Annotated in this window: 6 protein-coding genes; all 6 read right to left on the bottom strand. The window is 41.0% G+C overall.

Going from position 1 to position 14,240, the window contains the following annotated elements; genetic code table 11:
• Positions 1-41: 41 nt before the first annotated feature.
• Positions 42-2,189: a right-handed parallel beta-helix repeat-containing protein gene (locus ACTB00_RS01360; RefSeq protein ID WP_463298154.1), complete on the bottom strand. Its 2,148-nt coding sequence runs from the start codon at positions 2,187-2,189 to the stop codon at positions 42-44.
• Positions 2,190-2,313: 124 nt separating this feature from the next.
• A complete protein-coding gene (locus tag ACTB00_RS01355) occupies positions 2,314-5,046 on the bottom strand; it encodes an alpha-d-galacturonidase (RefSeq protein ID WP_463298153.1) in 2,733 nt (910 codons plus the stop codon).
• Positions 5,047-5,058: 12 nt separating this feature from the next.
• Positions 5,059-7,890 (bottom strand): glycoside hydrolase family 2 protein, encoded by a 2,832-nt coding sequence (locus ACTB00_RS01350; protein ID WP_463298152.1) that lies wholly within the window; start codon positions 7,888-7,890, stop codon positions 5,059-5,061.
• 378 nt (positions 7,891-8,268) lie between these two features.
• A complete protein-coding gene (locus ACTB00_RS01345; protein WP_463298151.1) occupies positions 8,269-9,759 on the bottom strand; it encodes a RagB/SusD family nutrient uptake outer membrane protein in 1,491 nt (496 codons plus the stop codon).
• Positions 9,760-9,771: 12 nt separating this feature from the next.
• The gene (locus ACTB00_RS01340; RefSeq protein WP_463298150.1) at positions 9,772-13,053 is read right to left on the bottom strand and encodes a TonB-dependent receptor; all 3,282 of its coding nucleotides are present in this window, start codon (positions 13,051-13,053) and stop codon (positions 9,772-9,774) included.
• Between the two features lie 103 nt (positions 13,054-13,156).
• Complete coding sequence (locus ACTB00_RS01335; protein ID WP_463298149.1) at positions 13,157-14,152, bottom strand: FecR family protein; 996 nt, start codon at positions 14,150-14,152, stop codon at positions 13,157-13,159.
• Positions 14,153-14,240 lie beyond the last annotated feature (88 nt).

Below are 14,240 nucleotides of genomic sequence, written 5' to 3'. Positions count from 1 at the left end.
AAAAATAGTCTATCGTCTTTCTCTGAGATTTCACTATCTGTCTAATGAAAAACATCACCTTCCTTAAAATCTTCCGGATAAATATTAATTTTTTGTGGCTCTGATTCCGGTATAATATTTTTATACTCTTCCTCTATTCCGGCGTTATCAATAATATTAAGTGCCTCTCCGGAGAATTCTTCTTCTCGATATGAATGAGTGTTCTCAATGGTATTGTTTGTTCCATTATCCATAAGTAGATTATTCTTGACGTAGTTATCAAACACCACATTATCATGGCACCTTTTAGTCCAGAAGTGAAGCCACATCCACTTATAGCTAGGGTTATAAACTACATTCTGCGTAATAGTCAAATAGGCTGATCCGTCATCGGGATAAATACACCTGGGACCATTAAAAACGTAATTACCTTCAATTCTGGAACCTGGCTGTTCTCCAAGCATATAAATAATTCCCCCGTCGTCGAGTACCTGATGGGTATCTCCTGCTTTGTTATAACGGATGCTATTATCTTTTGCAACCTTTGAGGCCGGAATTTCTGCATTTCCCCACCACCAACCACAAGTAATTGCTCCATAAGGTGTTCCTGCAATGTCGTTGTGTTCAATAATCGTATTGGCTACAAAAAAAGAAGTGATTGCTTCCACTTGTCTGAAATCCAGACTAATATTTCGGATGTAGTTGTTGGCTACTGTGATGTATTCGCAGAGCCCTTCCACCCCTGCCCTATAATGTTGCTGGGTGCGTTTATCCTCCACTCTCCCGGACGGGTTGTTATCGTAATCAGCTTCCACCTGACTATCATGAAGACCACTAACCAGGTTGACGCCTACCGGACCTCTCATCTCCCGGGAAGACTTAGGATTCATTCTTACACTCTCTGCACTTTCAGCGGATTCAGGTTCTTCTCCTATCTCATAGTGTTGGGGATAACCAATACTTACTGCATTACCAAGCAAGTCATTGAAATAATTCCCTTCAACTTTGCTGTTTTTGACATCATTAACCAAATTGATTGCAATCGCTGAACTTATTGCTTCAAACCTGTTTCGGACAAACGAAATATTCTCAGCGTTTTCGACTTGAACACTGCCTCTCGGAACATCTGTGCTGTTGTACTTTGTGGGATGCCAGTTTCCTCCTGGAACATACCTGACGGCTAACCCCAAGCTCTGAATGCCTGCAAATCCGTGAGAGCCTGCCACTTTCATTAACGGCCAATGGTCGTATGAAAAGGTAATTCCCTCAAATCGGATATTTCTCACTCGTGACTCTTTTGAATCTCCTTCAATTCGAATCAGCCCTTCAGCAGTAGGTGCAATAACTTCTGCCGTGGCCATATCTTCACCATCGCTGTAATAATAAAGCTCGTTCTTTTTACGGTCAAAATAAAACTCACCGGGAGAATCCAATAACTCAAAGGCATTTCGAATGACAAAATCTTTTTCATAATTAATTGCACCCGCCCAAGCCATAGAGGTAGCAATAGCGCCATACGGTTGTTGTAGTTTGATAACTGACGTATCTCCAAATTGCTCAATTTCTCTTGCGCAGAGTATTTTCTCAGTCCATACGTTAAACTGAACCAATTCAACGTCTTCAGGATTCTCATACCGTTTGATATCTTCGGTAGCAAATTTTATCCCATCAATGGCAGATCCTGCGCCAAACGCCCATGGTTCATTTCCCTGAACTTCAAATTCCCCCCAGTTTCCAAGTCCACTGACGGGTATATCCGTTCCAGCCATATGTTTTCTCTTGCCGTTGACAAATAACGATCTTAGCTTGGTATCCCGATCCAATTTGGCTTTGTAGATGTGTCCCTCAACATTCTCCCATCCGGAAACTTTGACACCTCCGCTTAGCATTGGTTTTTCATCACGATAAGCTTTATAGATTACCGTGTGACCATTCATGCCCGAGTCTTTTTGTCGGAATACGATGGGCGTCACTAAGGAATAGTTTCCTCCTCTCAGATAGACCACAATATCTTCCTTCATACTCACATTTTCGTTAGCGACAGCTTCCATCGCCTGAGCTATTGAGTTAAAGGGAGCTTCGAGAGTTCCGGCTCCTTTTTCGTCTGCATCTGGCGCAACGTAAAAAACCTGTTGAGCCCGCCCTCCAACGGAAAACAGAATTAGCAAAGCGAGGGATAAGAAAATTGTACATTTTTGTTTTTGACTCATCGTTCTATGGTTTTAATAAATTCTGATTCTTTTCATTTGGTTTTTGTTTCGCTTTCTGCCCGATATCTACCTTCTTTTCACTTACCAATCCACATCCAATCTCTAAATTCATTGCCATTAAATTCTAGTAAAACAACCAATCTACAGAGGCCTCTCCTTCTACTCCAACTCCGGCATCATGTATTGGTATATTCGTTTCGCCATTGATAAAGCCAAGCACGAGGACACGTCCTTTTCCCAAGACTAACTCATATTCTCCGGCTTCATAGCGATAAGAATAAATATTAACCGGATATAAGCCGGGGATCAACATAGCATTCGCTATTTTTATATCTGCCTGCCCTCGATCATTGGCTTGCGCATTGGTTTCCAATGTTGGAGGTTTCAAAGTACTGTATGAATTGGTATTGAAATACCCGACTAAAACCTTCACAGGTTCTTCGGTTTTAAACCGTAAGACAGTGCCTTTGTCTTGTTGTTCTTCATCGGAAAAACGAACACCTGACAAATTCTCTAACTCAGGGGCAACTTCTTTGATTTTTGCTGAGTTATCGGTGTATACTTGCTGTCCCTTTGTTAAAGAATAGCGTTTAGTATCTTTATTTAAAACAGTGACTTCAGCCGGCTTGTATGCTTCAAAATTCATTGAAACTTGTCCACTTTCTGATTTCAGCATATTCAGGTTTCTTCTGAAATTTTCCAATTCATCCTGGTAATGTGGAAGCAACTCTTTCCATGTTTTGTTCTTTCCATCCCGCCCGGTAATAGGAATCCTTCGCTGAGCTGTCTGCATGCTGTTCGCGTATAAGTAACTGTCATCAGTCAATTTCACCAAATCGTTAAAGTGGTCAATGCTTTTTTCAAGATGTGGCAAGGCTTTTTCTAAATCATCAATATCGTCAGAATACTGATAGCGCAACACCAATTCTGCTGCTTTTTCTTTCTCAGCAAAAAATTTGGCAAAAGCTTCATAACAGTAGACGTCGTTTTTCAGTCGTTCAAATTCTGCTTCATTTTTCTCGATTGACGATGCAGCGGTCTCTATCGCTTCAACAGCAGCACTAGCGTGAGTCAAAACCTCGTTTATAATTTGCGGAGGTGTTTCGCCAACATGTTTCTCGCCTTTCCACTCTTTTTCGGCATAATCTATCAGTATCTCACCAACTGGCCCATTTGACGTCAAAAAGTTTTCATAAACATGATATTTGTATGGATTAACCAACTGCCCCATAAACATTCCCAACAACAGGGTTTGACGATTCCCATCTGATATTCCGAAAGTTCGCAGTAACTTCGGAGCAATTTCCCCTATTTGCTCATAAGCTTCCAGGATATTTTCTCCCTCAGATGTACCATAAAAATTGCCTAGATTGGAGCTCCAGTAAGTCACTTCGTCGGCTCGCTCTCTATCGGCTTGCCAAGCATATCGTGCCCACGCCTGATACCAAATCCAATCACGCTCGATTTCAAGTAAGCGAGGATCGGTTTTATCTGCCGTATAAGGCCAATCCCAATATGAAGCCTGAGGATACAAATGAAGCCCGTTGGCTCCCTGCTTTTCATGCATGGCCTGAACGCTTTTCTGAATAAAATCGGGTGATCCGTAACGAAAAGGCTCCAGGTTTGCCAAAATGTGCACATTCGAAATATGTACCGAACCGAGCTCACTTAATGCTGTTGGAATAGACGACCAGTCATCGCGCGGCTCGTAAGTTGTAAGCGATTCTCCATTGTATTTGAAAGTCGTGTACAAATTCTTATAAATAGGCAAGGCAGCTTCCATCACACGTTTCGCATCCGTATCATGTCCACGTAAAACAATCGGCGGTTCCTCTTTAATTCCGAGCGCTTTCAGTCCGTCTTGTACTCCGGGAATAATGGTTTTGGTGAACCATTCTACGTCATCATCAATTGTGTGCATTGCCTCTCCCAAAGTCACCAATAAGCCTACATTCGGATATTTTTCAATGAAGGCAGCAATCGATTTTCGGGTGTAGTCTGCAATAACCGGAGTAATTGGTCGGCTGCGTTCCTGTGTTTTTATATCATGCTTTTCAGCAAAAGGTTTTGAAACAATAATATTGTAGAACATTTGAATCACCCAGATTCCGCGTTTATCGGCCTCTTCGGTTAAAAATGCAAATACCTCTTCGTTCTTTTTGAACGTTTCCTCATCAACCTCGACGGCATATGGGTAGTCCTCCAATTTCACCAAGGAGGCAAAAGGGTGGCCATTCCACAAGTAAAGTGAATTGTAGCGGTTTTCGACCAACATGTCTAAATACTCAGTCCAAAGCTCCTTGTCGTAAAACCATGGAAAACTCTCTTCCGTATATGGATATTCGTAAACCGTGCGACCCGGCAAGTATTCTGTCTTTTGAAGACCAATACACGTTCCTCGCATCACCATTTCCGGTTGATCTACAAGATTCAATTTCTCAGGCAATTCACCAGTCGATTTTAGTCGGTCAATTAGCTCAATACAACCATAAAGCGTTCCACTGGTACCTGCTCCCGCCACGTAAATATTTTGAGCTGAAGTACTGATAATAAACCCTTCTGCCGATAGCGAATCTGGCTGCTGAATATGACTAGTTTCAAAAATATCGTCTCCTAAATTACCCACCACGATTTGTCTTGTGTCCTCTTCATTTACCGGGCTTGTTGCAATCTGCACTTGGTAGCCTTCAGCAGTAAGTGCACTGTTTAATTTTTGAACAGCATATTCCTCCCGGCTATTTTGCTGCTTTGAAACAAGAGTAACTTTTTTGGTTTGCCCACATGCAAAAGATAGCAGAGCGATTGTGATAACGAGAAAATATTTGTTCGCTAAAGGATGAAGAATTGATTGATTCATTGTGTTGTTCGTTTATTGGTTTGTTGAGAAGTTGAAATAAAGTGTCATTTGCTGGCTTCGAATCCGCCAGTCATCGAATGGTCCGTAATCAAAAAACTTATTCTTTTGGCCCGATGGCCCCAGGTTCGAGGGTTCGTTAGTTTTTGATCCAATAGCTGGAATGGCCTGCATAAAAGAAATATCTCCTTCGGGGAAAGCTGGAACAACACGTGGATCGAATGGATCAGGTTGCGCAGGGGTATATAACCTCAGGAAGACATTGTCAGTTGAAGTAGCCACCTTAAAGGATTGTTCTGTTGACTCGATTTTTGCCCAATACAAATTGGCATGGTAGCCTTTAAACTCAGGATAAATAATTGGACTAACACTTGTGATAGTGTTGTTATAGTCTTTCTGATGAATTCCGAATTCGACTCCGTGCATACGGTTTTTCCATACCCGGTAAGGACCACTTCCCAACCATTTAACTCCCTCAACTAGTTCTTCGGGATAGCTAAAGTTAACGCCCATGTAATCGAAATCCTTATCGTACTGCGGCGAGGTATAATACAAGTGCAGCTTTGCCCAGCCATTTCGGTAGAAAGTCCAGGTGAACTCTTTCATGCGAGATGAATCTGATTTTTCAGTTTCAAACAAAGAAGTAACGGTCAAACTATCCTTATAAGTTTTTGTTGTAAGACTTTTAAAGGCGGTAACCCCGGCGCTGATTTCAGGTCCGCTGTGGAATGGAATTTCCCCTCTGGCATTAGTTACTTTCTTTAACATGCCGTCATTTTTTCCAATTAAAAACTCAATTTCTCCAGCATTAATTCGAAGCAAATCAGCAATTTCAGTGAAAGACAAATCCGAATTGCTGGTAGCTGTAGTCATTAATTCCGCAACAATATCTGCCGGAATCACCAGCGGGTAACTCCAGGTATAAAGTTCCTTCCCATACTGATCAGTAGCCGTGATGTAAAGCACATCGTATTTAACCCAATTGGCTGGTACCGGAATCTCAAGAGTCCCCTTTCTTCCGGGCGCTAAATCCGGAGATGGAATATTTCCGTTCACTTCCTCCGGTTCTGCCTCTTCCGGTGGTAACGGCAGTTTCACCAGTTGATAACTAAAAGAACATGTTTTTAGATTCGTGTATATGTAGCGGTTTTCTATTTCTATTTTTTGATCCCATTGAGCAGTAATTTCACGATCTTCCAGTTGAACCGGCGACCAAATTTCTTTGATGGCAAAATAGCTACCTTCACGCTCCAGCTTTGGCCCCAAAATACCGTCGGCACCATGATTACCGTCAGTGTCGTACACTTCGCCGTCCTTGTCGGTTCGTAAAATTCCCTGATCTAACAAATCCCAGAGGAACCCACCTGCTGCCTTGGGTTTGTTCCAAATATATTCCCAATAATCATACAAGCTGGCTCCATGGCCTCCGTCATACATTCCGTGCAAAAATTCGGTAGGCAATGTAATTAGCGAGCCGTTCCAAAATGTTCCGGCACCGTAATTATAACCGCGATAGTGCTGCGTTGCTATTCCATTGTGCTCCATCCAAGGGTAAATAACCACTCGCTTTTGAATATCGTATTGTGCAAACAAAGAATCAAAATTCGGATTATGGCCGCCTTCATTCCCGTTGTCCCACATCACAATCGAAGGATGATTCACATCGCGCGTTACCATTGCTTTGACCAGTTTCGGCCCTACCACATCATCGTAGCTGCCATGCCATCCGCCCAGCTCATCTAACACAAACAGCCCAAGGGAGTCGCAAACATCCAAAAAGTGAGAATCGGGTGGATAATGCGACATGCGCACGGCATTCATATTCATCGACTTAATCAGTTCAACATCTTCTATGCTCAATGCCTTACTTGACGCACGTCCGCATGTTGACCGAAATGTGTGGCGGTTTACGCCTTTGAATTTCACTTTTACACCATTTACATAAATGCCATCGCGCTGACGAACCTCAACCGTCCGGAATCCAAAACGAGTCGTTGTTTCGTGAATCGTTTTTCCTTTTGAAGCCAACTCAAATTTTACCTGATATAAATTCGGATCTTCCGGGTTCCAGCTTTCAATATTTTCCAATTTGGATTGAACTCTAACTTTTTCGACCCCTTTCGAAACCGGCACATGAAAAGGTTCCCCGATCTTTTGATTGTCAAGGGTGAAAACTTGCGCTCGCAATTCTCCATCTTTCGGACTGTTTTTCAGAAAAACATCAGCCGTAAAACTGCCATCAGCTTTTGCGTCAATGGCTACGCGTTCTATATTTTCTTTGGGTTTGGCCTCCAAAAATACAGGCCGAAAAATTCCTCCAAAAATCCAGTAATCGCCATGCAGTTCGGCTTTATTGACCGATTCATTCTCTGAAAGCTTGGCGACTGTAACCTCCAATAAGTTTGATTGCCCATACTTCAGCAATTTGCTGATATCGTAACGAAACTCATAATAAGCTCCCTGATGAACCAGCCCGGCTAATTTTCCATTAATTTTCACTTCTGTATCGGTCATCGAGCCTTGAAAAACAATATTGACCTGTTGTTGCTTCCAGTCTGCCGGAACCGAAAATTCATATTTGTACAAGCCCTTTTCATTGGCGCGTTCGTCTTCTTTGACGTGCCCATAATTGTATTCACCAAATCCCTGAAGCTCCCAATTCGACGGAACGGGTATGGTTGTCCACTCACCCGACCCGATACCATCGGTACAATAGAACTGCCAATCAATGGTATGGTCGCAACCAGTTCCTGAAAGGTATTTTGTTTCAGTTTGTTGAGCTGAAACGCATAAACTAAAGAGAGATAGGATTGTAAGAGTTAACTTTTTTCGGAAGAATAAAATCATAACTATGGATATATTACCGTTTTCGAAGTTGATAAAAATCGATTAAACTAATTTGATAGAATACTTTACTCTATAAACAACTATAGTTGAGTTACCCCTATGCTAAAATCGCATTGCACTTCTTAAAAACGAACTGCTCCTGCTGATTCACGATAAGTTTTAGACAAACTCAAGCTGTAAAGATACAGAGCCAGAACCAAAGATGAAAACGTTTTCATAAGCATCTTTTTGTACCTATGCTGTGCTAATTAAAAAATATTATCCGAAAATTTATCTTCCTAAATTTTTTTAACACTAATTGCAATAAACGAATTGGGAATCTCTAATGAATTAGAGATTCCCAAAATTTAGTATTTGTGTAAATTAGTCAATAATAGTCTATTTGTAACCTGCATTTTGTGTGAAATTCGGATTGGAATCCATCGCACGCTGTGGAATTGGGAACAGCACCATGTTATCATCCATCACCGATTTATTTTCCCAGGTTGTTTTTGTAAAGGTTTCAAAACGAACTTGATCCGTCCTACGCATTCCTTCCCAATACAATTCACGACCTCTTTCATCCAGCATCATATCAATATTTACAGAGATACTACTGGCACCACGAATGGTTCTTAATTCGTCAACAATACTCTGCGCGGTTTCACCTCCGGTTGGTGCCCCTCCACGCAAAATCGCCTCAGCTTTCATCAACCGGATATCAGCATAACGCATCAATACAAAACCATCGTCGCTATCCGGATCGTACTTCAATACCCGAATTCCAGCATAATCAGTATTTCCCGAAAGAAGAATCTCTCGCGTATAGACTAGTGGTTCCCCTGACCGATTCAAATAAGGGGTTCCATCACTCTTTGTTTGAGCACCGGCTAAAAATCCAAATCCGATGCCTCCATCAGGGTTGTAGTAAAAGCGGTTATCGTTGTCTTCAAATATATCATAGAAGCTTCCTAAAGTTGTCGCTCCATTCCAACCTCCCTGGCTGTTGTGCAGCTGAGGCCAAATCCACATCCCATTCCACCATCTGGTGTAAGTCAGAATTTTCTCTTTTTTGCTGTTTTGATTGAAGTTGTCAAAATAGTTGGCTTCCAGTTCAAATCCATACGACTCAACCGCATCGCAATGCTCAATTACTTTATTCATATCTGCAGCATCAAAATTGTATGGGCCGGCAGGGTTGTCAGCCTTATAAACAGCCTTATTTAGATAGAATTTTGCAAGCAGTGCATGAGCAAAAGCTTTACTAACCTGAGTTGGATTGGCAGATTCCGGACCACCGTCAGGAAGATCTGCCATTGCAGATTCCAGTTCACTCACGGCATAATCAAAAGCAGCAGAACGAGTCCAAACCGCGGGGTATTCATCAACTCCTTGATTAACCTCACGAAAAGGCACCTGACCAAACAAATCAATGATATGATACATGAAATAAGCCCTTAAGGTCTTTGCTTCTGCAGCCTGCTGTGCAGATGGGTTTGATGCTAAAATTTGTGTGCAATAATAAACACCAACGTTCAAATCATCCCAAGTATCCAGGACGTACGTATGAGCCGGATCCCAGGTATGCGTATGCAACAAACGAAATACGCCACCATTTCCCCAGTCGGTTGCACGAGTCGGGATGATCATTTCATCAGAAGTGGGTTCATTTAACCCAGCGACACCCGTGTACGAACTTCCAACGATATCTCCAAGTTTTCCGTAAGCTGAGTTCAAAACGGCGGCCACATCAACAGCTGAAAAGCCGTCATCCGATTGTTCAACAAAATAGGAATCGTTAAATTCAACTTCGAGGTCAGTGCACCCTGGCATAAAAAATCCTGCCACCAGCCCACAAACAATCAATATATATTTATAATTCTTTTTCATCTCATTATAGTTTTAAAATTGCACTTTAAGTCCCATTAATATTGTTCTTGCACGAGGGTATGTTGTATAGTCGATACCCATAGAAGGTACGCCACCACTACCCTTATTAACATTCACCTCAGGGTCTTGTCCACTATAATTTGTAATTACAAATAAGTTTTGACCGGTTACATACAATCTTAGTTTTGAGATGTATTTAGAGTTTTTGAAAGGAACGTTATAGCCTAAACTCACGTCCTGTAACCTAACAAATGAACCATCTTCGAGGAAGCGAGTAGAAGGGTCAGCTGTGTTTATAGCAGCCTCTCCATTCCCAACGATGCCGCTGGTGACGTTACGTCCGATCGCCAAGTTACCTGCATAGAAAAATGCATTAGCCGTGTTACTGTATATCTTATGACCGAACTGTCCGTTCAAATACACATTGAAATCGAAGTTTTTATATCTGAACGTATTGGTCAAACCCATTGTAAATTTAGGGATCGGACTATCGCCGGTGAATTGAGGATTATCGCCATCGTAAATAGCAATACCGTTTTCATCAAATCCCTCAAATACCCGTATGTAATAGGTGTACATTGGATAATCATTGGTAATTCGCTGAATGGTTACACCTGAAAGTCCCTGTCCGTCCAATACTCCTGTTTCAATTGTCGTTGACAAATCTTCAACCTTATTTTTATTATAGCTCATGTTTGCAGTAACTCCCCAGTCAAAGTCATTTGCTTCAACAACATCAGCAGAAAGTGATAATTCAACACCTGAGTTAACAATATTTCCGTCCAAATTTGTCCAATAGTATGCTTGGGGTGCCGGTTGAGCACTTTTCAATTGAAGTAATAAATCAGTGGTCTTTTTTTGATATACATCCAGTGAACCGCGAATTCTATTATTATTGAAACCGAAATCGACACCGGCATTAAATTGACTTGTTGTTTCCCACTTAAGATCAGGATTAGCGAAGGTTACGTTTCCTAATGATCCGGTAGTAATGTTTCCTGAACCATCAATGGTTGAACTTCCGTAGCGTTGTCTTTGCGAATAAAGGTTGTGAGGAATTTCCTGATTACCTGGGATCCCCCAACCTAATCTAACCTTCAAATTTGAAATGGACTCCGGGATAAAATCTTCTTCCGATATACGATATCCTAAAGCCATTGACGGAAAATAGCCATACTGGTTGTTTCCTCCAAATTTGGTAGAGCCATCAGCGCGAACAGTCGCTGTAAACAACCATTTGTCTTTGGTTACAAAGTTTACTCTTGCAAAATACGATTGCAATTCATCCCTTTGCATCGTTGTATTTCCAACAATTGATTCACCGGCAGCTAAGTTATTCATCATCAAATCCAGATCATCGAAGCGAAATTTACCAGCATTCATGGATGCTGTTTTTGTTTCGAAATACTGGTATGAGTACCCTAAAAGACCGGTAAAAGCGACTTCGCCAAACTCCTTATTGTAGTTCAAAAAGTTTTCCCAAAGTCCATTATCCATCGTTACCGAACTTAAACCTGCTTTTCCGTTTTCAAAAATATAATTGGCATACAATAATGGAGAATAAGCATAATATCTTTCGGACTTTGAAAGATCGCGGCCGTAAATCGACTTCAAGCTCAAGTCTTTGCTGATTTGGTATTCGGCAGAAAGACTGACGAGTGCTCTAAGCGTATTAGTATTATCGGCACTATATGCCAACATGGCTTTGGGGTTTAACCGATCAAACGATGGCTGATTGTATGAGCCGTCAGCTAAATAAACCGGTTCTGTTGGATTCATATAAAGAGCTGATGCAATTAAATCACCAAAATGGTTGGGGGAATTTCCAATAGGAACTCCCTGATCATCAACACCAGAGACCGTTAACTGACTGGATAATTTCAATTTGTCATTAAAGAAGCTTCGGTTTCCGTTTACACGCAGCGTGTATCTTGTTAATTTACTTTCTTCAACAATACCATTCTGATCAAAATAGCTCATTGAAACACGGTAGTCTCCTTTTGTATCCGCGGTGCCATATGAAATGTTATGAGATTGGGAAACACCTGTTCTAAATATCTGGTCTTGCCAATCGGTATTTGCACCGGCATCAAGCGTACTTGAGTTTCCTCCCAAACCATTAATTGCACTTAAATACTCATCGGGGCCTAGTACATCATACTTTTTAGTGATAGAACTAAATCCAACTGACGAAGAATACTCAATACCGCCACCGGCACCTTTACCACTTTTAGTTGTAATAATAACAACACCATTGGCTCCGCGAGAACCATAAATGGCAGTTGCTGAAGCATCTTTCAAAATACTGATATCTTTAATATCATCTGGATTTAAAAAGTTCAATGGGTTTCGGGCAGTACTCCCGCCAAAACTAACATCTTCTCCTCCGGGTGAAACAGCATCGCCACTCAATGCAACACCATCAATTACGTAAAGAGGATTATTTCCACTTCGGACTGATGAAGTACCACGAATATTAATATTGATGCTTCCACCTGGTTCGCCACTTGCTGAAGTAATTTGTACACCAGCAGAACGTCCTTGAATTAACTGCTCGGGAGAAGCAACCATTCCTTTATTGAAATCATCGGCACGAACCGAGGAAATAGCTCCCGTTGCATCTTTTATAGATGTTGTTCCATACCCGATAGCCACTACTTCATCCAAACCTATGGTTTCTTCTTCCATCGTTACATTTAATCTCGATTGCCCGTCGACAACAACTTCCTTTGTTTTCAACCCGATAAAAGAAAAAACCAAAGAAGAGCCGTTTGCAACCTCTCTCAAAGCATAATTACCATCGATATCGGTAATTGTTCCGTTGGTAGTTCCTTTTACTACAACGGTTACGCCGGGAATACCTTCGCCGGAAGTATTTGTTACTACCCCGGAGACATCCAACGTTTGCATTGACTGCATATCAAATACAGATCCTTGCTTGCGTTTAACAACGATATATCGGTCAATCATTTTGTATTCAAGGTCTGTTTCAGCTAGCAACTCATCAAGAACGTCTTGAATTTGTTTATTTTCAGTACTAATTGAAACATCTTGAAGAGACGAAATTTCATCGTTGTTGTAGTAAAAGTAAAATTCAGACTGGTCCTCGATCTGTTTAAGAGCGTCAACCAATGTCCCGTTTTTCACATTCAGGTTTAATTTTGTTGATTGTGAGTAACCAGATGCACTTACACTCAACGCAAAAACCAACATCAAAAAACTAGTTAGTTTCATAATACGCAATAATTTTAGCAGCAGTACAGTATGTCCGCTGAATTCACGTTGTTTTTTCATAAATTTGTAAGGTTTAATGAAACAATAATTGTTTTATTTTCCGGGCGGTGAAATGGGTCTCAAGCACTTTCATCGCCCCTTTTTGTTAATGGTTTAATTTATTCTATTTTGAAATTACGGTTATTAAACTTCTGGCATTTGCTCTCTCTTTAGTTTCAAATTTTATTGGCGCTAGTAACTCCAAGGCCATAATGGTTTGCTCAATAGGTTTATTTAACAAGATGGTTCCTGTCAAATCATATTCTTTTAGACTTTCCTTTTCAAACTGAATTTCCACATTGTACCAACGTTCCAGACGCATGGCAATATCACTGATCTTCTCTCCACTAAAAGCAACCTTGCCGTCTTTCCAGCTGGTATAAAAATAAGGATCAGTGTTTGCAACTGTTAGAGGTTTTCTACTTGATTGCACTGCAATTTGGCCAGGAGCAATTTCTCCAATTTTCTTTCCTTTAAGATTATTGATCTGCACCTTTCCTTCGACCAATACGACCGAATGATTTTCTTCGCCACGATAAGCAGCTACATTAAAAGAAGTACCTAGTACCTCCACTTCCATTTTGCTGGTTTTGACTTTGAACGGTAAGTGTTTGTTTGGTGCAACTTTAAAGAATGCTTCTCCCTCAATAGAGACATCACGAGAGCCGCTATTGAAACTCTTGGGATATCTGAATGTGGTTCCTGCATTTAGCCACACCTCTGTTCCATCAAAAAGAAAAAGATGGCTTGTTTGACCATACATCACCTCTACTTGTGCATACTGATTATTGTTAGCAGTTTCGAAGATTGGTGAAAAAAAGTTACCAACTAAAAATGCAAAAACAAGGACAGCTGCATACTGAAGAGTCCGCTTAAAGTAGATCGTAAATTTTTGTTTGCGAACGAGCTTTTCAACCCTGTTCCATGAATTTTGCTTATCGGCCTTTTGTAGTTTTCTCGATTCGAACAAACCATCCTTTATCGATTGGCCTTTCTGAAGTAGTTTCTGATTTTCAGGAACATTGCTCCATGCCTCAAATTTCTCCTTTTCTTCTTCACCCAACTCAGCATGAAGTTTTCCAGAAATTAGCTCCCACTTATCTTGATTTGTATTACTCATTGAATGATTGATTTCTATTAGTAAGACGCAATCCGATTCAGATGAGGGTGACAGAGTTTTCTCCTTTTTAAAATTTTTCTTAAAAGAT

This window comes from Sunxiuqinia sp. (assembly GCF_055140945.1).
Note: the sequence above shows the minus strand (reverse complement) of the source record. Positions and strands in the feature narration are given on the sequence as shown.